We start from the raw sequence: 21,761 nt of genomic DNA, 5'->3' as shown, positions 1-21,761 counted from the left end.
ATTGCGCCGTAGCCCAATCCTTTCGCTTGCCCCTAGAATGCCCGCTCCACTTCCTCAGGCATTCGGGGCATTCATGCATATCTCTTCCGGTCGCTGGGTCTATGGCTTTTGCTTGACCCTGCTGACCGCGTTTCTGTGGGGCATTCTGCCGATCAAACTCAAGCAAGTGCTGCAGGTGATGGACCCGGTGACTGTCACCTGGTTTCGCCTGGTCGTGGCCGGCAGTTGCTTGTTTATCTACCTGGCGCTGACCCGGCGTTTGCCCAGCCGCAAGGTCTTGGGCCCCAGAGGCGGCTGGCTGGTGGGGATGGCCGTCTGCGGGTTGGTGGGTAACTATGTGTTGTATCTGGTCGGCCTGAAAATGCTCAGCCCCGGCACGGCGCAGTTGGTGGTGCAGATGGGGCCGATCTTTCTGATGGTCGCCAGCGTGTTTGTATTCAAGGAGCGCTTCAGTCTGGGGCAGGCGGTGGGGCTGGTGGTGTTGATCATTGGCTTCGGGTTGTTCTTCAACCAACGTCTGGTGGAGCTGCTGACGTCCCTCGGCACCTACACCGCGGGGGTGCTGACGATCCTGCTCGCCACCACCATTTGGGTGTTCTACGCCCTGGGCCAGAAGCAATTGCTGACGGTGTGGAATTCGCTACAGGTGATGATGGTGATCTACCTGTCGTGCGCCGTGTTGCTCACGCCGTGGGCGCATCCGCTGGAGGCGCTGGACCTGAGCCCGTTGCAAGGCTGGTTGTTGCTGGCGTGCTGCATGAACACGCTGGTGGCCTACGGCGCGTTTGCCGAAGCCCTGGCGCATTGGGAGGCCTCGCGGGTCAGCGCGACACTGGCGCTGACGCCCCTGGTGACCTTCATGGCAGTGGCCTTGGCGGCGTGGTTGTGGCCCGATTACGTGCAGGCCGAAGAGATCAACGCCCTGGGTTATGCCGGGGCGTTGGTGGTGATGATGGGCTCGGCCACCGTGGCGCTGGCGCCGTCGCTGATCGCCGGGCTCAAGGCCCGGCGGTTGCGGCTGGCGTCTTAGTGCCCGGCTTCGAGCATGTTTTCCGGGCGTACCCACTGGTCGAACTCGGCGTCGGTGAGGAAGCCCAGGTCCAGCGCGGCCTGACGTAGCGTAAGGCCTTCGGCGTAAGCCTTCTTGGCGATCTGCGCCGACTTGTCATAGCCGATATGCGGGTTGAGCGCCGTCACGAGCATGAGCCCGCGCTCAAGGTGCTCGGCCATTTTCTCGGCATCCGGTTCAAGCCCCGCGATGCAATGCTCCTGGAAGTTGTTGCAGCCATCCGCCAGCAGACGGATGGACTCCAGCAGGTTGTGGATGATCACCGGCTTGTACACGTTCAACTGCAAATGCCCTTGGCTGGCGGCAATGCCGATGGTCACGTCATTGCCCAGCACCTGGCAGGCCAGCATCGACAGGGCTTCACATTGGGTCGGGTTGACCTTGCCCGGCATGATCGAACTGCCCGGCTCGTTCGCCGGCAGCTTGACCTCGGCCAGCCCTGCACGCGGGCCGGAGCCGAGCAGGCGCAGGTCGTTGGCGAGTTTCATCAGGGCCACGGCGAGGGTTTTCAGCGCGCCGTGCAGGGTCACCAGCGGTTCGTGGCCGGAGAGTGCGGCAAATTTGTTCGGCGCCGTCACGAACGGCAAGCCCGACAACGCGGCCAGTTCGGAGGCAATCGCCTCGCCAAAACCGTGCGGGGAGTTCAGCCCGGTGCCGACGGCAGTGCCGCCCTGGGCCAGCTCACATACCGCCGGCAGCGCGCTGCGCAGGGCGCGCTCGGCGTAGTCCAGCTGGGCGATAAACGCCGAGAGTTCCTGGCCGAAGGTGATCGGCGTGGCGTCCATCATGTGGGTGCGGCCGGTCTTCACCAGCTTCACATGGCGCGCCGACAGTTCCGCCAGGCCGCCGGAAAGATTGCCGATCGCCGGCAACAGCTGCTTGTGGATGGCTTGCACCGCCGCGATGCTCATGGCCGTAGGAAAGCAGTCATTGGAGCTTTGGGAGCGGTTCACGTGATCATTGGGGTGCACCGGGCTCTTGCCGCCACGGGCCTTGCCCGACAGCTCGTTGGCGCGACCGGCGATCACTTCGTTGGCGTTCATGTTGCTCTGGGTGCCACTGCCGGTCTGCCAGACCACCAGCGGGAATTGGTCATCATGTTGGCCTGCGAGCACTTCATCGGCGGCTTGTTCGATGAGACGGGCGATGTCGGCGGGGAGGTCGCCATTGCGGTCGTTGACCCGTGCAGCGGCCTTCTTGATCAGGGCCAGGGCGTGCAGCACCGCCAGGGGCATACGCTGCTCGCCGATGGCGAAATTCACCAGCGAACGTTGGGTCTGAGCGCCCCAGTAAGCGTCATCCGGGACGTGGACTTCTCCCAGGCTGTCGGTTTCGATACGGCTCATCGGGCACACTCCTTCAGGTTCGTTTGCGCAGTTTAGGCTGTGATGGCCCGGTGGGGTTCCATAAAACACGTTTCATCGGCTGCAGGCCCCGCAAAACCAGGCCCGACAAGGCCTGGGGTTGAGCCGCGAGGTTTTTTAGGCGCAGAATGGTCGCCCTTGGGGTCTTACCTCGCCTGCTAGAAAAGGAAACTCGATGACTCGTCTTCGTGCCATCTGTACCGCGGTTGCTCTGGTTTGCGCCAGCGGCCAGGTTTTTGCCGATACCGCCAGCCATAACGCCAGTGCCGAAGCCTTCCTTACCCTGGCCCACGCTGACAAGCTGGGTACCCCGGTGTACATGCAAGTGCAGCAAATGTTCGCCCAACGTTTCCAGCAGACCAACGCGCCTGCCGCCAAGCAGTCCGTACTGGACAGCTACCAGGCGAAGGCCAACGCCGCGCTGGACCAAGCCATCGGCTGGCCGAAGCTGAAGCCGGACATGGTCAAGCTCTACACCACCAACTTCAGCGAATCCGAGCTCAAGGACCTGGTCGCGTTCTACCAGTCGCCATTGGGCAAGAAAGTCCTGGAAAAGATGCCGCAACTGACCCAGCAATCGGCCCAGATGACCCAGGCCAAGCTGGAAAGCGCTGTACCGGTGGTGAACAAGCTGCTGGAAGACATGACCAATGAGCTGGCTCCGGCAAAAGCCGCTGCTCCGGCGAAGAAGAAGTAAGCAGGAATGACCATGCAACAGCGTATCGAAACGGCGCTCGCCGCCCTGAGCCCGCAACACTTGAGCGTGCTGGATGAAAGCCATATGCACAGCCGTGGGTTGCAGACCCACTTCAAGGCCGTGCTGGTCAGCCAGCAATTCGAGGGGCTTAACCGCGTCAAGCGCCACCAGACGGTCTACGCCACTTTGGGTGACCTGATGAGCGAGTTTCATGCGTTGGCGCTGCATACCTACACGCCTGACGAATGGGCGAAAATCGACGCAGCCCCGGCCTCGCCGACCTGCGCCGGCGGGCATGACTGATGATGAGGTGTCTCTGACACCCGGCATTTGTTAGAATCCGCAACGCGCCGCTTAGCCGGCGCGTTTTTTTTGCATCCGGTTCACCCTTTACGAGGGTAGCCACCTGGAGGTAACACCCATGACTCAACCGATTGTCGTGGCGGCACTGTATAAGTTCGTCACCCTCGAAGATTACGTCGCCCTGCGCGAGCCCTTGCTGCAGGCGATGGTCGACAACGGCATCAAAGGCACCTTGCTGATCGCCGAAGAAGGCATCAACGGCACCGTTTCCGGCAGCCGCGAAGGCATTGATGGCCTGATGGCCTGGCTGAAAAACGACCCGCGCATGGTCGACATCGATCACAAAGAGTCGTATTGCGACGACCAGCCGTTCTACCGCACCAAGGTCAAGCTCAAGAAAGAGATCGTGACCCTGGGCGTCGAAGGCGTCGACCCGAACAAAAAAGTCGGCACCTACGTGAACCCGCAAGACTGGAACGCGCTGATCAGCGACCCGGAAGTGCTGCTGATCGACACCCGCAACGACTATGAAGTGTCGATCGGCACCTTTGAAGGCGCGATCGACCCGAAAACCACGAGTTTTCGCGAATTTCCTGACTACATCAAAGCCAACTTCGACCCGGCCAGGCACAAGAAAGTCGCCATGTTCTGCACCGGTGGCATTCGTTGCGAGAAAGCCTCGAGCTACATGCTCAGCCAAGGTTACGATGAGGTTTACCACCTCAAGGGCGGCATTCTGAAGTACCTCGAAGAGGTGCCGCAGGAAGAGACTAAATGGCAGGGCGACTGCTTTGTGTTCGATAACCGTGTGACCGTGCGCCACGACTTGAGCGAAGGCGACTACGATCAATGTCATGCCTGCCGTACACCGGTGAGCGTGGAAGACCGCGCGTCCGAGCACTACGTGGCTGGCATCAGTTGCCCGCATTGCTGGGATAAGCTGCCGGAGAAGACCCGTCGCAGCGCGATCGACCGGCAAAAGCAGATTGAACTGGCCAAGGCCCGCAATATGCCGCACCCGATTGGCTTCAACTATAAGCAAACCCCTTCCGAGGCCTGACCCATGCCCGCGCGCCTGCTCTATGTGATGGACCCGATGTGTTCCTGGTGCTGGGGCTTTGCCCCGGTGGCCGAGGCGTTGGTGGAGCAGGCCCAGGCAGCTGGTGTGGAGCTGCACCTGGTGGTGGGCGGCTTGCGCACCGGCAGTGGCGCGGCGCTGGAGCCGACCACGCGGCGCTACATTCTTGAGCACTGGCAGGCGGTCACCGAGGCCACCGGCCAGCCGTTCAAGCGCGAGGGCGCGTTGCCCGACGGTTTCGTCTACGACACGGAGCCCGCGTGCCGCGCCATCGTCACCGCGCGCAGCCTGGCGCCGGATTGCGCGTGGAAGCTGTTGGGGCTGATTCAGCGGGCGTTTTACGTCGAGGGCCGCGATGTGACCCTTGCCAGCGTGCTGGTGGAGTTGGCCGAGCAGGCCGGAATTCCGCGTATCGTTTTTGCCGAAGCGTTCGACAAGGCCGAGCAGCATGCGGCCACGGCGGCCGATTTTACGTGGGTGCAGGATTTGGGCATCGCCGGTTTCCCGACATTGCTCGCCGAGCGCAATGGTCAGCTGGCGTTGCTGACCAACGGCTACCAGCCGTTGTCCGAACTTTCGCCTTTACTCGCCCGATGGTTGGAGCGAGCTGCCTGTGCATGAGCCGCCCCAACGTACTGATCGTCTGACCTGGGCGGAAATTCGCCGCCTGGCCCTGCGTCACAAAAAATCCCTGTGGATCGCCAATGGTGTCGCCGTGCTGGCGACCCTGTGCAGCGTGCCCATCCCCTTGCTGCTGCCGCTGCTGGTGGACGAAGTGCTGCTGGGCCACGGCGATGCTGCACTTAAAGTGATGAACCACGCGCTGCCGCTGGGTTGGCAGAAGGCCGTGGGTTATATCGGTTTGATGCTGTTAGTGACCCTGACGCTACGCTGCGGCGCACTGGTGTTCAACGTCGTGCAGGCGCGGCTGTTTGCGCGGTTGGCCAAGGACATCGTATACCGCATCCGCGTGCGCCTGATCGAGCGGCTCAAGCGCATTTCCCTGGGGGAATACGAAAGCCTGGGCAGCGGCACGGTCACCACGCACCTGGTCACCGACCTGGATACGCTGGATAAATTCGTCGGTGAAACCCTCAGCCGTTTCCTGGTGGCGATGCTGACGCTGGTGGGCACCTCGGCGATTCTGGTGTGGATGCATTGGCAGCTGGCCTTGCTGATTCTGCTGTTCAACCCGCTGGTGATCTACGCCACGGTGCAATTGGGCAAGCGCGTCAAGCATCTTAAAAAGCTTGAGAACGACAGCACTTCGCGCTTCACCCAGGCGCTGACCGAAACCCTCGATGCCATCCAGGAAGTGCGCGCCGGCAACCGCCAGGGCTTTTTCCTCGGGCGCCTGGGCCAGCGCGCTCAGGAAGTACGTGATTACGCCATTCACTCGCAATGGAAAACCGACGCCTCCAGCCGCGCCAGTGGGTTGTTGTTCCAGTTCGGTATCGACATATTCCGTGCGGCGGCGATGCTCACTGTGCTGTTTTCCGACCTGTCCATCGGCCAGATGCTCGCAGTGTTCAGCTACCTGTGGTTCATGATCGGCCCGGTGGAGCAACTGCTGAACCTGCAATACGCCTACTACGCCGCGGGTGGGGCGCTGACGCGCATCAATGAACTGCTGGCGCGCGCTGACGAGCCGCAATACGCCGGGGGCGAAGACCCTTTCACCGGGCGTGAAACCGTGGGTATCGAGGTGCGTGGTCTTAACTTCGGTTATGGCGAAGATCGGGTGCTCGACCAGTTGAACCTGACCATCGCACCCGGTGAAAAAGTCGCCATTGTCGGTGCCAGCGGTGGCGGAAAGAGCACTCTGGTGCAACTGTTGTTGGGGCTTTATACGCCGCAGGCGGGCAGTATTCGTTTCGGTGGCGCGACCCAGCAGGAAATCGGCCTGGAGACCATCCGCGAGAACGTCGCGGTGGTACTGCAACACCCGGCGCTGTTCAACGACACGGTGCGCGCCAATTTGACCATGGGCCGTGAACGCACAGACCAGGCCTGTTGGCAGGCGCTGGAAATCGCCCAGCTGGACGCGACCGTCAAGTCTTTACCCTTGGGTTTGGACAGTGTGGTGGGGCGTTCCGGCGTACGCTTTTCCGGCGGGCAGCGGCAACGCCTGGCGATCGCGCGGATGGTGTTGGCCGAGCCCAAGGTGGTGATTCTGGATGAGGCCACCTCAGCCCTCGACGCCGCCACCGAGTACAACCTGCACCAGGCGCTGGCGCGGTTTCTCAGCGGTCGTACTACACTGATCATCGCTCACCGCCTGTCGGCGGTGAAGCAGGCTGATCGAGTATTAGTGTTTGACGGCGGTCATATCGCTGAAGACGGTGATCATCAGCAGCTGATTGCCGACGGCGGCTTGTACGCCAAGTTATACGGGCACTTGCAACAAGTACGTTGATTTAGCCTAGGCTGTGCTATCGGAAGCGGATTTTCGCGTGCGTATTCAGCGGTGCATGTGCAAGGGACTTCATGAAGCAAAAGCGGACTCTCGGAACGCCACGGCTATTGGGCATCGTCTGGCCCTTTATCGCCGTCGTGTTGTTCCAGGCATTGCTGGGCTGCGTCAGCCTTTATGTGCTTTCAGCCGTGCGAGGCTATGTGGCTGGCGAAAGCTTGTGGTCCAAGGGCCAGAAGGACGCGATCTACTACCTGACGCTTTACGCGGATAACCGCGACGAAACCACCTTCCTCAAATACCAGCAGGCCATTGCCGTGCCTCAGGGCGGGCATGAGTTGCGCATCGCGCTGGACCAGCCCACCCCGGACCTGGCGGCCGCCCGCCACGGTATTCTCAAGGGCGGCAACCACCCGGATGACGTGTCCAGCCTGATCTGGCTGTACCTCAATTTTCGCCATTTCAGCTACCTGGAAAAAGCCATCGAACTGTGGACGGTCGGTGATGGTTACCTCGTTCAGCTGGATAACCTCGCCCAGGAGATGCACCGGGCGGTCAGTACCGATCATGTGAGCAGCAATGATGTGCGCCAGTGGAAGGCCAATATCATTGCGATCAACGAAGGCGTGACGCCGGCCGCCAAGGCGTTCAGCGATGCCTTGGGCGAGGGCTCGCGGGTCATTCTGCGGCTGTTGTTGATCACCAACCTGGCCACGGCCCTGGGCCTTATCGTTCTGGCATTGTTGCGTACCCACAAGCTGTTGGCCCAGCGCCACGCATTCGCCAACGCCCTGCAGGCGGAGAAGGAGCGCGCGCAGATCACCCTCGAATCGATCGGCGACGGGGTCATTACCACCGATGTCGACGGCGCGATTGCCTATATGAACCCGGCAGCCGAGGCGCTGACCCACTGGAAATCGGCCCAGGCTCAAGGTTTGCCGCTGGCGGCGTTGTTCAACCTGCTGGATGAAAACGCCGAGCCTGATGGTTTCACCTTGATCGAACATATCGTCAAAGGGCAGCTCAGTGGTGGCAGCGAGCATTCCAAACTGATCCAGCGCCTGGACGGCAGCACCGTGTCGGTCACCCTGGTGGGCGCACCGATCCGCAGCGCCGGCAAGGTCAGCGGTGCGGTACTGGTGTTGCACGACATGACGCAGGAGCGACAGTACATCGCTAACCTGTCGTGGCAAGCCACTCACGATGCCCTGACGGGGCTGGCCAATCGACGCGAATTCGAGTTCCGTTTGGAGCAGGTGTTGCAGCAGGTCGGCCGCCAGCAGAACGGGCGGCATGCGCTGATGTTTCTCGACCTGGACCAGTTCAAGCTGGTCAACGATACCTGTGGCCATGCGGCGGGCGACGAACTGTTGCGACATATTTGTGCGCTGCTGCAGTCGGACCTGCGCGAGGGCGACACGTTGGCACGCCTGGGGGGCGATGAGTTCGGCATCCTGCTGGAGAACTGCCCGGCACCGGTGGCGGAGAAAATCGCCGAGAGCCTGCGCCATACCGTGCAAAGCCTGCATTTTGTGTGGAAGGGCCGGCCATTCATGACCACCGTGAGTATCGGCCTGGTACACATTTCGCAAACGCCGACCACTCTGGAAACTTCGCTGCGCGCCGCTGACATGGCGTGCTACATGGCCAAAGAGAAAGGCCGCAACCGCGTGCAGGTCTACCACGCCGATGATTCGGAGCTGTCCTTGCGGTTTGGCGAAATGGCGTGGGTGCAGCGCCTGCACATGGCTCTGGAAGAAAACCGGTTTTGTTTGTACGCGCAGGAAATTGCTCCCCTGGGCCAGACTGATGGCGGTAATGGCCATATTGAAATCCTGCTGCGCCTTCATGATGAGGCGGGCCGGATCATTCTTCCGGACAGCTTTATCCCGGCCGCCGAACGTTATGGTTTGATGACGTCGCTGGACCGTTGGGTAGTTGAAAATGTATTTAAAATTATTGCCGAGTGCCTGCGTGAACGTCCGGGCCGACCTATGGCCATGTGTGCGATTAATCTGTCAGGTATTACGATTGGCGATGAAGACTTTCTCGGTTTTCTACGTGAGAAATTCGACGCTTATAACATTCCACCCACAATGATCTGTTTTGAAATAACAGAAACAAGTGCTATCGCAAATTTAGGCAGTGCGATTCGTTTTATTAATGAACTCAAAGCCTTAGGTTGTCATTTTTCACTCGATGACTTTTGTGCCGGAATGTCCTCATTCGCCTATCTCAAACATTTACCTGTAGACTTCCTGAAGATCGATGGAAGTTTCGTAAAGGATATGCTGGACGACCCGATTAACCGCGCCATGGTCGAAGTGATCAATCACATCGGCCATGTCATGGGTAAGCGCACAATTGCCGAGTTTGTTGAAACACCGCACATCGAACAGGCTTTACTTGAGATAGGTGTGGATTACGCTCAGGGTTATCTGATTGAACGCCCGCAATTGTTTACCTTTGATAGCTTGCAGTGTCGACCTGTGCGGCCGCAGCCTCTGTTATTCAAGGCGCCCGGCACATTCCGCTGAAACATTTGCTGGTCTGTACAATCACACTTAAAAAGGAGCCCTACAGTGATCGACACATTCAACAGAACCGGCCCGCTTATGGAAGCCTCTAGTTATCCCGCCTGGGCGCAAAAGCTGATCCAGGACTGTAGCGAGAGCAAGCGCCGAGTTGTCGAGCACGAACTGTATGAGCGCATGCGTGACAACACGCTCAGCGCCAAGACCATGCGCTACTACCTGATCGGTGGCTGGCCAGTGGTTGAACAGTTTGCCTTGTACATGGCACAAAACCTCACCAAAACCAAGTTTGCCCGCCATCCTGGGGAGGATATGGCGCGGCGTTGGCTGATGCGCAACATTCGCGTGGAACTGAACCACGCCGACTATTGGGTGCACTGGTCCCGCGCCCATGGCGTGAGCCTCGAAGAGCTGCAAGCGCAGAACGTACCGCCGGAGTTGCACGCACTGAGCCATTGGTGCTGGCACACCAGTTCGGCGGATTCGTTGATCGTCGCGATTGCCGCCACCAACTATGCGATCGAGGGGGCGACTGGGGAGTGGTCCGCCGTGGTCTGTTCCACCGGCGTGTATGCGGCCGCCTTCCCTGAAGAAGACCGCAAACGTGCGATGAAGTGGTTGAAAATGCACGCTCAGTACGACGATGCCCACCCGTGGGAAGCCCTGGAAATCATCTGCACCCTGGCCGGCATGAACCCGACCAAGGCCCTGCAGGCGGAGCTGCGCCAGGCCGTGTGCAAAAGCTACGACTACATGTTCCTGTTTCTGGAAAGCTGCATGCGGTTGGAGAAAGAGAAGGAAAAAGCGCCCGTAGCCCTTCGCGAGCGCCAGGCTCGCGTTGCCAGCGAAGCGTGATGTAAGCGTGATGGCGGGGGCTTACCCCGCCATTGCCAAACGGTTGCGGCCTTCGCGCTTGGCCACGTACAACGCGTTGTCGGCGCGGCGCAGCAGGCTTTCGGCAGATTCGGCCGCCAGCAAGGTCGAGCAACCCAGGCTCACCGTCAATTCGATCCGTGTACCGTCCGCCCAGTAATCCTGGCTTTGTGCCGCTTTGCGCAGACGTTCGCCCACCATCCCCGCCGCATCCCGGCCAGTGTTGGAGAGCAGGATCAGAAACTCTTCCCCGCCAAACCGAAACACCATGTCCACATTGCGCAACTGGCTTTTGATTGCCCCGGCCACGGCGCGCAGTACGTTGTCGCCCGCGGCATGGCCATGGGTGTCGTTGATTTTCTTGAAGTGATCGATGTCCAGCATCAGCAACGACAGCGGGTGCAGATGCCGCCGCGCCATGTCGATTTCCCGTTGCAGGGTCTGGTCCATGGCAATCCGGTTGCCGGTCTCGGTCAGCGGGTCGCGCAAAGCACTGCGGGTGGCGGCGCGGTAGAGCAGGGCGTTGCGCATCGGGTACAGCAATGTCGCCAACAGCGCCTCAAGCTGGTTCAGTTCCTCTTCGGTCAAACGCTGGTTGCGACGGAATATCAGCTCGCCCAAGTGCTCACCTTCATGGCTCAAGGTGTAGCTCACCGAGTGGTGGCCGCGATGGCCAAACTCCAGGCGCAGGTCACTGGCTTCGTGGCGGTATTGCAGCGCATCCAGGGGCACCAGTCGTTGGATCTCGCGAAAGAACAGGCCGAGGATGCGCTCCGGTTCCAGGCTGGTCTGCAATTGCTGACTCAGTTGCTGGCGAAGTTGGGCAAAGGTGACGGGGCGGCGAGGGCGGAGGGCAGGTTGACCAAACCCCAGGCGTTGCAATTTGGCACTGTCGAAGTCAATTGCGTTGGTCTGGGTCGGTGTTTTCATAAGCGAACGGCCTCTAAGCACTTAACAGTCTTACAGGCTCGATGAGAGTGGCGAGTACCAAGCGTCTTACTGTTCCTTCAGTTCCGTAAAACATTGGATACAGTCTAAACCGCTTTGCAGTGGGTTTATAACCCCTGGGCGCTGCCACACGTCTTGTCATCGCTTAACCTGCTTGAAGAGGATTAGAGCGAGATTCATGCCATTTCGTTTAACTTAATAAAACTCCTTTTAAATCAACCGGCTGATTGGAATGTAAACCTCAACCGGTTGTTAGTCACGTCAGTTAATTGGCTAGTTGGCTGTCAGCGCTGCACCAGCGTGCTGCCGTCAATCTGGTCAATCGAGGTAACGCCCGTCAATGTCATGGCGACGCGCATCTCCTTGGCGAAAATATCCAGCAGGTTCTCCACCCCGTGCTGGCCATCCGCAGCGAGTGCATAGGCAGTCGCACGGCCCAGTAGGCAAGCCTTGGCACCCAGGGCGAGCATGCGCACCACATCAAGCCCCGAGCGAATGCCCGAGTCCACCAGCACCGTCAGGTCATCGCCCACGGCCTCGGCAATCGACGGCAATGCTTTGGCGGTGGACAGCACGCCATCCAGTTGCCGACCACCGTGGTTGGAGACCACGATGCCGTCGGCGCCGAAACTCACTGCGTCCTTGGCGTCTTGTGGGTCGAGGATGCCTTTGATGATCATCGGGCCCTTCCAGAACTCACGGATCCACTCCAGGTCTTTCCAGCTGATGGACGCGTCGAAGTTGTTGGCCAGCCAGCCGATGTAGTCTTCCAGGTGGGTCGGTTTCCCTAGGTATTTGGAGATGTTGCCCAGATCATGTGGGCGGCCCATCAACCCCACATCAAAGGCCCACTGCGGCTTGGTGACCGCCTGCAACATGCGCCGCGACGCCGCGAACGGTCCGGACATGCCCGAGTGCGCATCGCGATAGCGCGCGCCTGGCGTCGGCATATCGACCGTGAATACCAGCGTCGTCACCCCGGCGGCCTGCGCGCGCTCAAGGGCATTGCGCATAAAGCCGCGGTCCTTGAGCACGTACAACTGGAACCAGATCGCCTGCGGGCTTTGTGACGCCACTTCTTCAATCGGGCACACCGATACCGTCGACAAGCAAAAAGGAATGCCCTTGTTGGCCGCCGCCTTGGCCGCCTGCACTTCACCGCGTCGCGCGAACATGCCGGTCAGGCCTACCGGACTCAGGATCACCGGCATGGCCAGGTCCTGGCCAAACACGGTGGTCTTCAGGCTCAAGTTGTCGACATTGCGCAGGACGCGCTGTCGCAGGCTGATCTCGGTGAGGTCCGAACTGTTCGCGCGCATCGTGTGTTCGGCGTAGGCGCCGCCGTCAATGTAGTCGAACAGAAAGCGCGGCAGCTTGCGCTTGGCGGCTTCGCGGTAGTCGGACGCTGACGAGATGATCATCAAAGGTGTCTCCACAGGGCAGGGTAGGGTTCACCATAAGCAAACATCTGTCATGATAAAAACAACTTTTATCACTGGTACCCAGTCGCCAAGGGAATACAGATGAACCTGAGAACATTGCTGGCGTTTGTCGAAGTGGTGCGCCAAGGGGGCTTTTCCCAAGCGGCTGAAGCAGTGTCCCTGACCCAGTCCTCAGTGAGCAAGGCGGTTAAAACCCTGGAGGATGAACTGGGCATGCCGCTGCTTAATCGCCTGGGTCACAAGAACGAGCTGACTGCAGCTGGCGAAATTGCCTACCGCCGCGCCTTGGTGTTGCTTGGCGAAAGCAACGATCTGGTGGCCGAGATCAATGATTTACGCGGCCTCAAGCGTGGCGTACTGCGCATCGGCCTGCCCCCGGTGGGCTGCGGCGTGCTGTTTGCTGCGATGTTCGCGGCTTATCGTAGTCGATACCCCGATATCGAGATCGAACTCACCGAATACGGCAGTAAAAAACTGCGCGAATGCCTGGACGCGGGGGAGGTGGATCTGGCTGCGCTCCTGCTACCCGTGGACGAAAGTTTTGACTATCAACCGGTGCGTAATGAACCGCTGATGGCCGTACTGCCCGTCAGTCACCCCCTGGCGGGCCGCGAACGCATCGACTTCAAAGACCTTGCCGACTCGCCGTTCATTTTGTTCGAAGCCGGCTTTGCGCTGAACGCCAAGATTCTCGCCGCGTGCGAGCGTAAGGGCGTCACGCCAAGGGTGACCGCTCGCAGTGGGCAAATCGACTTCATCGTCGACCTGGTGTCGGCCGGGCTGGGCGTAGCGTTTCTGCCGCGCATGCTTGCGCACATGCATCAACACGCAGGCATTGCCCTGATTCCATTGGATGAACCCCACACGGATTGGCACATCGCACTGGCCTGGCGCGGCAGTGCCCATCTGCCGCCCGCAGCGCGCGCCTGGCTGGATTTGGCCAAGGAAATGGCCGGGCCGGCCTAGTCAAGGCACCGGTCATCCGGCGGAATAGCCACAGGTGCTTGACTTCTTCTTTTTAATCAGTAACATACGGCGCATTCCGCGATAGCTCAGTTGGTAGAGCAAATGACTGTTAATCATTGGGTCCCTGGTTCGAGTCCAGGTCGTGGAGCCAGATAGAGAAAAGCCTGCAGAGATGCAGGCTTTTTTTTGCCCTGGATTTGGCCAGGCAGCCGGCGTTCATGCCTTGGGCGCAGACATCCTGGCCATTTGCGCCATCATGAAATCCGGCGCAATTCTGCTCATGAAGCCGAGCACTTTGGCCAGGCCGGGACGGATTTCATCTCTCCCCGCCTCAATGCCCTTGATCGCCTGCTCGACCAGCTCAACGACAGGCATGCCTTTTTGCCCTTTCATTTCCTTTTCGAACTCGCCACGAAACAACGCCGTTTCGGTGCCCGGTGGAAGCAGCTCCACCACGCGCACCGAGGTATTTTTGACCTGTGCCCGCAAGCATCTTGTATACGCGTGCATGCCCGCCTTGGCGGCGCTGTACACGGGGGCGATGACGAAGGGTATCAAGGCCAGTCCCGAGGACACGTTGACGATCAGTGCCGCAGGCTGCTGGCGCAAAAGCGGCAAAAAATATTGAGTCAGCAGGATAGGACCACTCAGGCCTACCGCGATTTCATCCGCAATGCGGGCGGGCTCTGCAACGTGGTTCAGGTCAAGGTTGCGCATGATGCCGGCATTGTTGATCAGCACATTCAGGGTCGGGAATCGCAGGCGGACTTCCTCGTACAGTGCGGCGATTTGCAGCGGGTCGCTCGCGTCACTTTGAAAGGCGTGAACACCCGGCAGCGCCTTGCGAACGCTGTCGAGGCCGGCCGCATCACGTGCGGTGACCAGTACGGTATTGCCGGCCGCCAGCAGTTGCGTGGCAAGTTCCAAGCCGATGCCGCGCGTGCCGCCAGTGATCAGTATCGTCTTGCCGATGAGTTTCATGAGAATTGTCCAAAAGGCTGGTCGTCGTCGGCGGAGGGGGAGTGGACAGGGCCGACACCCTGTCACGCAGCAATGTAGTCACTGTCAACATATGTTGTCAATGGCAACATATGGTATCATTCCGACTTTCTTACAGAAGGACATAACCGTGGAAGACCTGGAAAAACCTCAGCCCTATCACCACGGAGACCTGCGTTCGGCCCTGCTGACGGCCGCCGAGGCCATGTTGGAGCGTGTCGGTGTGGAGGGCTTGTCCCTGCGTGAGTTGACGCGGGAGATTGGCGTCAGCAACAACGCGCCGCGTCGGCATTTTCCCAGCAAACAATCGCTGCTGGATGCATTGGCGTTGCAAGGGTTCGAGCGGCTGGGCGTTGTACTTGACCGCGCGGCCTCCAGCGATGAGGCGGAATTTTTTCCACGGTTGATCGCGGTGGTTAACGCCAATATTCGCTTTGTCACGCAACACCGGGCGCTGTTCCGGTTGATGTTTGCCTCGAAACAACGAGAAGGCGCGTCTGCGCAAATGCTGGAGTCGAGCTATAAATCGCTGCTCGCGGGCCCACAGACGATTGCCTACGGTCAACGCATCGGCGCGGTGGTTGAGGGCGATCCCGTTCAGTTGGCGCTGACGGTGTTTGCGGCCGTAGAAGGGCTGATTTCCCTGTCGGTAGATGGAAAACTGGGCGGTGTGCCGATTGAAGAGGTTGCCGAGATGATCGTCGGCAATATCATGCTGGGCCTTAAACCGCGCTGACGGGCTTTGACGCACCGTCAGCGCAATCGCAGCGTCTAGAGCCGTTCGGGAAGGTTGTGGGCATCAGCCTCTGAAGCAGATTCACGGTTGCGCGCCTCCCACTTCGCAATCACCAGCGGCGCCAGCGCATTGCCCAACACGTTCAGCGCGGTGGTCGGCATTTCCATCAACCGATAAACGCCGGCAATAAACGCAATACCCTCCAGCGGCAGCCCGGCACTGCCCAACGTCGCCGAGAGAATCACGAACATAAACCCCGGCACTCCGGCCGCGCCTTTGGAGGTCAGTACCATGGTCACCACCAGCAACGCCTGGTCGGCCAGGCTCAGGTCGATGCCGTACAGTTGCGCGACGAACAGCGTGCCGATACCGAGGAACAGCGACGCGCCGTCAAGGTTGAACGAGTAGCCCACCGGCACCACAAAGCTCACCAGCGAAGGCGGCACACCGTAGGTTTCGAGCTTTTTCATCAATTGCGGCATCACCGCCGCCGAGCTGGCGGTAGAGAAGGCCAACACCAGCTCATCCTTGATATGCCGCATCAGCGCAAACAGGTTGATCCCGCACAAGCGCGCGACGAGGTTGAGCACCACCAGCACAAAAAACGCGATGGACAGGTAGCTGACCATGATCAGCTTGGCCAGCGGCAGCAGCGAGCCGAAGCCGAAGTTGGCCACGGTCACGGCGATCATGCCGAACACGCCGATGGGCGAGTAGGCCATGATCATCGAGGTGACTTTGAACATCGCATCCGACACGCCGCGCATCAGCGCGATCACCGGGTCTTTGCGCTCAGGCGCCAGGCGCGACACACCCAGGCCGAACATCACCGCAAAAAACAGCACCGACAACAGGCTGCCCTGGGCCATGGCGCTGACCACGTTGTCGGGGATGATGCCGACGATAACCTGCCCCAGGCTATGGCCGCCGCCGCTGCTGGTCGGCAGGGTGATGTTCGTCGCCTGCAGGCTGGACAGCTGGGTGCCGGCGCCGGGCTTGAGCAGGTTGCCCATGACCAACCCGACGATGATTGCCAGGGTGGTGATGCAGAAAAAATAGCTCAGGGATTTCACTCCGATACGCCCCAGCGTCTTGCCGTCGCCGTGCCCGGAAACGCTCACCACCATGCACGCAAACACGATGGGCACCACGATCATCTTCATCAGCTTGATAAAAATATCCCCCGCCGGTTGCAGCAGGTTCTCCACCAGCCACGGCCGGGACTCGGGAAAGCGATGCAGCAGGGCGCCGATGGCGATGCCGGCGAGCAAGCCGATCATGATTTGCCAGACCAGCGGAATACGGGGCGTGTGCATGGGAATGCCTCATTTGAGATCAATGATTTTTAAGTTGTTGTTCTAGGCAGTCAAAAGGCGGCCGTCCGTTGGCCGCCGGGTACAGCTGGGGTGTTCAGCGCAGGTCGTGACAGGCGTCTTTGAGGCGACGGCAGCCTTCTTCGATCACGGCCCGGGAACTTGCGAAGGACAAACGCACATACGGCGACATGCCGTACGCCGCGCCGCTGACCGTGGCCAGGCCGTAGTCGCGCAGCAGGTAGTCGACCAGTTGGGTGTCAGTCTCCAGGCGATCACCTTGAGGAGTGAGTTTGCCCATCAGCCGACTGACATTGGCGAACACATAAAACGCGCCATCCGGCGGGGTCACGCGCACGTCGGGAATGCCCGCCAGCAACGTCAACATCAGCGCGCGGCGCTGGCGGTATTCCTCGCGCATGTCGGCGATGGGCGTCTGGTCGCCGGCAAACGCGGCCACGGCGGCCGCCTGGCTCAGGGAGCTGGGGCAGGTGGTGGTTTGCGACAGCAGCTTCGCGATGGCGCTGATCAGCCATGCGGGCCCGGCACCAAAACCCAGGCGCCAGCCAGTCATCGCGTAGCCTTTCGACGCGCCGTTGACGATCAGCGTGCGTTGTTTAAGGTCGGGCGCCAAACGCGTCAGCGGTAGATGCCGGGCATCGCCATACACGAAGTGCTCGTAGATTTCGTCGGCCATCACCAGCACCTGGGGATGGCGGCGCAACACCTCGGCCAGCGCCAACAGCTCGGAGTCGTTGTACACCGCGCCGCTGGGGTTGTTCGGGCTGTTGAGGATCACCCACTTGGTGCGTGGGCTGATCGCCTGTTCCAGCGCTTGCGCGGTCAGCTTGAAGCCCAGGCTTTCGTCGCCCGGAATGATCACCGGCGTGGCGTCATTGAGCCGCGCAATGTCCGGGTAAGACACCCAATACGGCGTGTGCACGATGACTTCATCGCCGCGATTGAGCGTGGCCGCCAGCGCGTGATAGATGATGTGTTTGCCGCCGCAGCCGGCGATCACTTCGTCCAGGCCATACGCCAGGCCATTGTCGCGTTGCAGCTTGAGGCAGATCGCCTGGCGCAACGCGAGGGTGCCGGTGGTGGCCGTGTAATGGGTGTCGCCGCTGTGCAGCGCAAGTGTGGCCGCCTGGACGATATGCGCCGGTGTGTCGAAGTCCGGCTCGCCCACGGTGAAGTTGACGATGTCGCGGCCCTCGGCGCGCAATGCTGTCACCAAGGCGTTGGCGGCGACGCTGGGAGAGGGCGCAATGCCCAGCACCCGGTCGGATAAAAATGCAGTGCTCATGGTGATTCCCTTCAGTCCGCCAGGCCGGCGTTTTGCAGCACTTTGTCGATCCAGCTCTGGCGCAGGTTGCCGGTGGCGATTTCGGCTTTCACCGCTTCTTCGTGCTCGGCATGTAACCCGGCGCGGCGCAGGACTTCGGCGGCGTCGGCCTGGGAAAAGGCGACCAGGCCGTCTTCATCGCCTACCAGCAGATCACCCGGGTTGATCAGCATGCCGCCGATGGACACCGGCACGTTGACTTCGCCGGGACCGGTTTTGTAGGGGCCGGTGTGCACCACGGCGCGGGCGTAGCACGGCGTGTCGTCGAAGCTGGCGACATCACGAATCGCGCCATCAATCACAAACCCCACGCAACCGCGTTGCTGGGCGTACAGCTTGACCAACTCGCCGATCACCGCGTTGTTGGTGTCGCCCTGGCCGTCCACCACCAGCACGTGGCCGGGTTGCATCATGCTCATGGCTTTGTAGATCAGCAGGTTGTCGCCGGGACGGGTCTTGACCGTAATCGCCGTGCCCACCAATTTGCCGCTGCGGTTGTAACGCGTCAGACCACGGGCGCCGATGTGGCGGCCGAGGTTGTCGCTGATGTGCGGCGTGACCACATGGGCAAACGCCTCGACCAGCTCGGCCGGGGCCATGGGCGCGTTGGGAAGGATGCGTGAACCGGGCAAGGACATGGCAAATCTCCAGAATCGTTGGATAGCGATGGGCTATGGCCGGATCTTAGGAGTGATGAACGGACAGTTTTAGCGATATTTTATGATGTGATAGCATCGCTTTTTCTCATGATTTGGCTGCCATGATTACGTTCAAGCAAATCGACGCGTTGTACTGGATCGCTGAACTCGGCAGTTTTGAGGCGGCGGCAAACAAGCTGCACATGTCTCAGTCGGCCATCTCCAAGCGTATCCAGGAGCTGGAAGAGACCTTCGACGTCGAGATTTTCGACCGCAGCAAACGCAATGCGCGGCTGACCGAAAAGGGCGGCGAGCTGCTCGATTACGCCAAGGACTTGCTCAAGAGTCGTGATCAGTTGCTCGAACGGGTGAGCGCGCGGGAAGTGCTGGTGCGCAGGTTTCGCCTGGGCGTCACCGAACTCACTGCGCTGACCTGGCTGCCAGCGCTGGTGGAAGCGCTGCGCCAGGCGTACCCCAAAGTGCAGATCGAACCGTCGGTGGAGCTCAGCAGCGAGCTGTTCCGCAAGCTGGAAAGCGACCAGCTCGACCTGGTGATCGTGCCCGACGTCTACAGCGACCCGCGCTTTCACAGCACGCCGCTGCAGTGCGTGGAAAACGCCTGGATGTGCTCCCCCGGCCTGATCCCGGACGCTGACCCGATCAGCCTGGAAACCCTGGCCAGTTATACCGTGCTCACCCAGGGCGCGCAGTCGGGCACCGGGCTGATCTACGAGCGCTGGCTGGCCGCGCACAATGTGCAGATGCCGCGCACGCTGACCAGCCATAACCTTTTGGTGCAGGTGGGGTTGGCGTTGTCGGGGATTGGTGTGAGTTACCTGCCCAAGGCGTGCCTGTCGCATTTGATCGAGCAGGGCACCCTGCGCGCGCTGGTGACCCAGCCGGAACTGCCGAGCATCCAGTACGTGGCGCTGCACCGGGTGGACCGGCAGTTCGGGTTGAACCAGGATGTGGCGCAGTTGGCGCAGGAATGCTGTGATTATTCGAAGTTGTTGCTTTGATGTCTGCTCATTGTGGCAAGCGGGCTTTTTGTGGCGAGCGGGCTTGCCCGCGTTGGGGCGCGAAGCGGCCCCAGCGAATGCACCGCATTCTTTCTGAGAGTTTGCGGTGTCCGTTATAGGGGCCGCTTCGCAGCCCAACGCGGGCAAGCCCGCTCGCCACAAAAAGCCCGCCCGCCACAAGAAGTCTGCATTGGCACAACAAGCCCACTCGCCACAAATCTAACCGTTCATCGCCGATAACCTGGCCAACCCCGCCAGCGTTTCAATCAACTCCGTACGCCCATGTTTGAGAAACGCCAATTGGTAATTCACCGGCGCCGGCGGCACCTCAAGCGTCACCTCCTGAAACTCACCGCGCTCAATCTCCCCCACAAACAACCCTCTGGGCAGGCAACTGATGCCCACTCCCGCACGAATCAGCGCCAACAACGCAAACAGGCTATTACTGCCATACACGTGGTTGAACTCAATGCCCTGCTCGGCAAACAGCTGCTCGCAGCGTTGGGTGATGCCCGAGTCCGGGCCTTGCACGATGATCGGCCACAGCGCCAGTTGCTTGAGGGACAGCGTGGTCCCCAAAGGAAACAGCCCGGGTGGCGCCAGCCAGGTGAACGCCACGGACTGCAGGGGGATCGACGCCATGGCCGCGGTGACGTAGTCCTGCGGGATCACAATCAGGTCTAGGTCACCATCCAGCAGTTTGCGTTGCAGGCGCGCAGAGAGGTCTACATCTGGGTGCAATTCGATGTCCGGCAATGCGGTTTTGCTGCGCGCGACAAAGTCGGTAAACCAAGTGATGGTCACCAGTTCGGTCACGCCCATGCGCACCGTGCGCAGGGCCTGGCGGCTGGCGTCGCGCATGGTTTCCAGCGCTGCCAGGCTGCGGATCAGGCCTTCGCTGGCCTCCAGCAGCTCAGCGCCCTTGGCACTCAGTTGCGCCTTGTGGCTGCCGGCTTCGAACAGCGGCAGGCAGGCTTGTTTTTCCAGCTCTTGCAGGCGTTTGGTCGCGGCTGATTGGGTGATGAACAACCGCGTGGCGGCGCGTTGCAAGGTGCCCAGTTTCAGGGTCCAGTAGAAGGTTTCGATCTGTTTGATATTGATCATGCCGACCGCCCGAAAGGCTCTTGCAAGTCGCAATGCATGCCCATCAATTCCACCACATGCCGATGGAACGGGCTGTAGCTGTCGGCGCGTGCCAAGGCCACATACGGCGTGGTCGGCAGAGGCGGTTCGACGTCGAGTTTCACCAGTTGCCCCGTGAGCAGGTAAGGCGCGGCGGTGGCGTCGGGCAGGTAGGTCACGCCCAAACCGGACACGGTCAAACCGATCAGCGCCGCTAGGCTGCTGCACGGAATATGCGCGCTGGGGCTGGCCTGATGGGCGGCGAGCCAGCTGTCCATCAACAAGCCCGAGCCCGACGATTTGCCTTGGGCCAGCAGGGTGAACCGGGTCAAATCCTCCAGCGTCAGCGGTTGCTGCGGGTCCAGCAAACCGGGGGCACAGAACCAGTTGTTGCGCACTTCATCCAACTGCACTTTGATCAGCCCATTGCTGCTGAACGCATCCGGCACCACGATGACGTCAACCTGGCCGGCCATCAGCAAGCCATGCAGGCGCACGCTCAGATCCACCTCCGGTTCGATGCGAACTTTGGGGTACTCGCCGGCAATCGCCTTGATCAGGCGCGGCAGCCAGGTCAGCGCGCTAAGCTCGGTGATACCGATACGCAGTTTGCGGCTGAGCACCTCGGGGCTGAGCAGGCAGCTGTTGACGATCTCGCGTTGCAATAGCACGTCCCGCGCCTGGGCCACCACCTGCGCCGCCAATACCGTAGGTTTAGCCGCGCGGCCGCTGCGGTCAAACAGCGCAAAACCGAGCCAGTGTTCTAGTTCCTGGATCTGCCGCGAGATGGCCGACTGCACCTGACCCAGGCGATTGGCGGCGCCGTCGAAGGTGCCGTGGTCGACCACGGCGATCAACGCTTCGAGCTGTTTGAAGGTGGGCACAGGGTTATTCTCATCACT

Annotated in this window: 20 protein-coding genes and 1 tRNA gene; 12 read left to right on the top strand and 9 right to left on the bottom strand. The window is 60.5% G+C overall.

The window, feature by feature from the left end:
* The first annotated feature begins 73 nt into the window (after positions 1 to 73).
* Positions 74 to 1,030, top strand: coding sequence for a DMT family transporter (locus BFW87_RS01740; protein ID WP_078738279.1), 957 nt, complete (start codon positions 74 to 76; stop codon positions 1,028 to 1,030).
* Here BFW87_RS01740 and BFW87_RS01735 read toward each other — a convergent pair.
* Positions 1,027 to 2,415 carry a class II fumarate hydratase gene (locus BFW87_RS01735; protein WP_078738278.1) on the bottom strand — a complete coding sequence of 463 codons (1,389 nt, stop codon included), beginning with the start codon at positions 2,413 to 2,415 and terminating at the stop codon, positions 1,027 to 1,029. The two genes, BFW87_RS01740 and BFW87_RS01735, sit on opposite strands and share 4 nt — an antisense overlap.
* A gap of 193 nt (positions 2,416 to 2,608) precedes the next feature.
* Between BFW87_RS01735 and BFW87_RS01730 the strand changes: the two genes are divergently transcribed.
* The 7 genes from BFW87_RS01730 (at position 2,609) to BFW87_RS01700 (ending at position 10,313) form a co-directional block, all read left to right on the top strand.
* The gene (locus tag BFW87_RS01730; RefSeq protein ID WP_078738277.1) at positions 2,609 to 3,130 is read left to right on the top strand and encodes a DUF2059 domain-containing protein; all 522 of its coding nucleotides are present in this window, start codon (positions 2,609 to 2,611) and stop codon (positions 3,128 to 3,130) included.
* Positions 3,131 to 3,136: 6 nt separating this feature from the next.
* A complete protein-coding gene (locus BFW87_RS01725; protein ID WP_078738276.1) occupies positions 3,137 to 3,433 on the top strand; it encodes a BolA family protein in 297 nt (98 codons plus the stop codon).
* 118 nt (positions 3,434 to 3,551) lie between these two features.
* Entirely contained in the window at positions 3,552 to 4,493 is a 942-nt protein-coding gene (trhO, locus tag BFW87_RS01720) for an oxygen-dependent tRNA uridine(34) hydroxylase TrhO (RefSeq protein ID WP_078738275.1), read from the top strand.
* A 36-nt stretch (positions 4,494 to 4,529) separates the two neighbouring features.
* The gene (locus BFW87_RS01715; protein ID WP_176159695.1) at positions 4,530 to 5,132 is read left to right on the top strand and encodes a DsbA family protein; all 603 of its coding nucleotides are present in this window, start codon (positions 4,530 to 4,532) and stop codon (positions 5,130 to 5,132) included.
* The gene (locus BFW87_RS01710) at positions 5,125 to 6,927 is read left to right on the top strand and encodes an ABC transporter ATP-binding protein (RefSeq protein ID WP_078738273.1); all 1,803 of its coding nucleotides are present in this window, start codon (positions 5,125 to 5,127) and stop codon (positions 6,925 to 6,927) included. The genes BFW87_RS01715 and BFW87_RS01710 overlap by 8 nt, the downstream gene beginning before the upstream one ends.
* 71 nt (positions 6,928 to 6,998) lie before the next feature.
* The gene (locus BFW87_RS01705; protein ID WP_078738272.1) at positions 6,999 to 9,461 is read left to right on the top strand and encodes an EAL domain-containing protein; all 2,463 of its coding nucleotides are present in this window, start codon (positions 6,999 to 7,001) and stop codon (positions 9,459 to 9,461) included.
* 78 nt (positions 9,462 to 9,539) lie between these two features.
* Positions 9,540 to 10,313 carry a TenA family transcriptional regulator gene (locus tag BFW87_RS01700; protein ID WP_439848372.1) on the top strand — a complete coding sequence of 258 codons (774 nt, stop codon included), beginning with the start codon at positions 9,540 to 9,542 and terminating at the stop codon, positions 10,311 to 10,313.
* A 21-nt stretch (positions 10,314 to 10,334) separates the two neighbouring features.
* Here the strand turns inward: BFW87_RS01700 and BFW87_RS01695 are convergent, their stop codons facing one another.
* Both BFW87_RS01695 and lldD read right to left on the bottom strand, forming a co-directional pair.
* Positions 10,335 to 11,261 carry a GGDEF domain-containing protein gene (locus BFW87_RS01695; RefSeq protein ID WP_078738270.1) on the bottom strand — a complete coding sequence of 309 codons (927 nt, stop codon included), beginning with the start codon at positions 11,259 to 11,261 and terminating at the stop codon, positions 10,335 to 10,337.
* Positions 11,262 to 11,563: 302 nt separating this feature from the next.
* A complete protein-coding gene (lldD, locus tag BFW87_RS01690; protein ID WP_078738269.1) occupies positions 11,564 to 12,700 on the bottom strand; it encodes an FMN-dependent L-lactate dehydrogenase LldD in 1,137 nt (378 codons plus the stop codon).
* Positions 12,701 to 12,802: 102 nt separating this feature from the next.
* On the opposite strand from lldD, the gene BFW87_RS01685 reads away from it, so the two are divergent.
* Positions 12,803 to 13,687 (top strand): LysR family transcriptional regulator, encoded by an 885-nt coding sequence (locus BFW87_RS01685; RefSeq protein WP_078738268.1) that lies wholly within the window; start codon positions 12,803 to 12,805, stop codon positions 13,685 to 13,687.
* 75 nt (positions 13,688 to 13,762) lie between these two features.
* Positions 13,763 to 13,838, top strand: a tRNA-Asn gene (locus BFW87_RS01680).
* 65 nt (positions 13,839 to 13,903) lie between these two features.
* On the opposite strand, the gene BFW87_RS01675 is transcribed toward BFW87_RS01680, so the two are convergent.
* On the bottom strand, positions 13,904 to 14,668 hold the full coding sequence (locus tag BFW87_RS01675) for an SDR family oxidoreductase (protein WP_078738267.1): 765 nt from the start codon (positions 14,666 to 14,668) through the stop codon (positions 13,904 to 13,906).
* A gap of 148 nt (positions 14,669 to 14,816) precedes the next feature.
* Here BFW87_RS01675 and BFW87_RS31335 point away from each other — a divergent pair, with 148 nt between their 5' ends.
* Positions 14,817 to 15,422 (top strand): TetR/AcrR family transcriptional regulator, encoded by a 606-nt coding sequence (locus BFW87_RS31335; RefSeq protein WP_176159694.1) that lies wholly within the window; start codon positions 14,817 to 14,819, stop codon positions 15,420 to 15,422.
* Between the two features lie 35 nt (positions 15,423 to 15,457).
* On the opposite strand, the gene BFW87_RS01665 is transcribed toward BFW87_RS31335, so the two are convergent.
* The 3 genes from BFW87_RS01665 to BFW87_RS01655 form a co-directional block, all read right to left on the bottom strand.
* Positions 15,458 to 16,738, bottom strand: a complete 1,281-nt coding sequence (locus BFW87_RS01665) for a cation:dicarboxylate symporter family transporter (RefSeq protein WP_078738266.1) — start codon at positions 16,736 to 16,738, stop codon at positions 15,458 to 15,460.
* A 94-nt stretch (positions 16,739 to 16,832) separates the two neighbouring features.
* Positions 16,833 to 18,041, bottom strand: a complete 1,209-nt coding sequence (locus BFW87_RS01660) for a pyridoxal phosphate-dependent aminotransferase (protein WP_078738265.1) — start codon at positions 18,039 to 18,041, stop codon at positions 16,833 to 16,835.
* Between the two features lie 11 nt (positions 18,042 to 18,052).
* Positions 18,053 to 18,718 carry an RraA family protein gene (locus BFW87_RS01655; RefSeq protein WP_078738264.1) on the bottom strand — a complete coding sequence of 222 codons (666 nt, stop codon included), beginning with the start codon at positions 18,716 to 18,718 and terminating at the stop codon, positions 18,053 to 18,055.
* A gap of 122 nt (positions 18,719 to 18,840) precedes the next feature.
* Between BFW87_RS01655 and BFW87_RS01650 the strand changes: the two genes are divergently transcribed.
* Positions 18,841 to 19,737 carry a LysR family transcriptional regulator gene (locus tag BFW87_RS01650; RefSeq protein ID WP_078738263.1) on the top strand — a complete coding sequence of 299 codons (897 nt, stop codon included), beginning with the start codon at positions 18,841 to 18,843 and terminating at the stop codon, positions 19,735 to 19,737.
* Between the two features lie 219 nt (positions 19,738 to 19,956).
* Here BFW87_RS01650 and BFW87_RS01645 read toward each other — a convergent pair whose 3' ends face one another.
* Positions 19,957 to 20,841, bottom strand: coding sequence for a LysR family transcriptional regulator (locus BFW87_RS01645; protein WP_078738262.1), 885 nt, complete (start codon positions 20,839 to 20,841; stop codon positions 19,957 to 19,959).
* The gene (locus BFW87_RS01640; RefSeq protein ID WP_078738261.1) at positions 20,838 to 21,743 is read right to left on the bottom strand and encodes a LysR family transcriptional regulator; all 906 of its coding nucleotides are present in this window, start codon (positions 21,741 to 21,743) and stop codon (positions 20,838 to 20,840) included. The genes BFW87_RS01645 and BFW87_RS01640 overlap by 4 nt, the downstream gene beginning before the upstream one ends.
* Positions 21,744 to 21,761 lie beyond the last annotated feature (18 nt).

This window comes from Pseudomonas fluorescens, from assembly GCF_002022275.1.
Classification (GTDB): domain Bacteria; phylum Pseudomonadota; class Gammaproteobacteria; order Pseudomonadales; family Pseudomonadaceae; genus Aquipseudomonas; species Aquipseudomonas fluorescens_AJ.
This window is presented reverse-complemented; position numbering and strand designations above follow the sequence as displayed.

Coding starts and splice junctions, on each gene's coding strand:
- BFW87_RS01675 (WP_078738267.1), bottom strand. CDS start 14,668: ATGAAACTCATCGGCAAGACGATACTGATCACTGGCGGCACGCGCGGC.
- trhO (WP_078738275.1), top strand. CDS start 3,552: ATGACTCAACCGATTGTCGTGGCGGCACTGTATAAGTTCGTCACCCTC.
- BFW87_RS01705 (WP_078738272.1), top strand. CDS start 6,999: ATGAAGCAAAAGCGGACTCTCGGAACGCCACGGCTATTGGGCATCGTC.
- BFW87_RS01665 (WP_078738266.1), bottom strand. CDS start 16,738: ATGCACACGCCCCGTATTCCGCTGGTCTGGCAAATCATGATCGGCTTG.
- BFW87_RS01725 (WP_078738276.1), top strand. CDS start 3,137: ATGACCATGCAACAGCGTATCGAAACGGCGCTCGCCGCCCTGAGCCCG.
- BFW87_RS01695 (WP_078738270.1), bottom strand. CDS start 11,261: ATGAAAACACCGACCCAGACCAACGCAATTGACTTCGACAGTGCCAAA.
- BFW87_RS01645 (WP_078738262.1), bottom strand. CDS start 20,841: ATGATCAATATCAAACAGATCGAAACCTTCTACTGGACCCTGAAACTG.
- BFW87_RS01685 (WP_078738268.1), top strand. CDS start 12,803: ATGAACCTGAGAACATTGCTGGCGTTTGTCGAAGTGGTGCGCCAAGGG.
- BFW87_RS01715 (WP_176159695.1), top strand. CDS start 4,530: ATGTGTTCCTGGTGCTGGGGCTTTGCCCCGGTGGCCGAGGCGTTGGTG.
- BFW87_RS01655 (WP_078738264.1), bottom strand. CDS start 18,718: ATGTCCTTGCCCGGTTCACGCATCCTTCCCAACGCGCCCATGGCCCCG.
- BFW87_RS01730 (WP_078738277.1), top strand. CDS start 2,609: ATGACTCGTCTTCGTGCCATCTGTACCGCGGTTGCTCTGGTTTGCGCC.
- BFW87_RS01740 (WP_078738279.1), top strand. CDS start 74: ATGCATATCTCTTCCGGTCGCTGGGTCTATGGCTTTTGCTTGACCCTG.
- lldD (WP_078738269.1), bottom strand. CDS start 12,700: ATGATCATCTCGTCAGCGTCCGACTACCGCGAAGCCGCCAAGCGCAAG.
- BFW87_RS01735 (WP_078738278.1), bottom strand. CDS start 2,415: ATGAGCCGTATCGAAACCGACAGCCTGGGAGAAGTCCACGTCCCGGAT.
- BFW87_RS01700 (WP_439848372.1), top strand. CDS start 9,540: ATGGAAGCCTCTAGTTATCCCGCCTGGGCGCAAAAGCTGATCCAGGAC.
- BFW87_RS01660 (WP_078738265.1), bottom strand. CDS start 18,041: ATGAGCACTGCATTTTTATCCGACCGGGTGCTGGGCATTGCGCCCTCT.
- BFW87_RS01650 (WP_078738263.1), top strand. CDS start 18,841: ATGATTACGTTCAAGCAAATCGACGCGTTGTACTGGATCGCTGAACTC.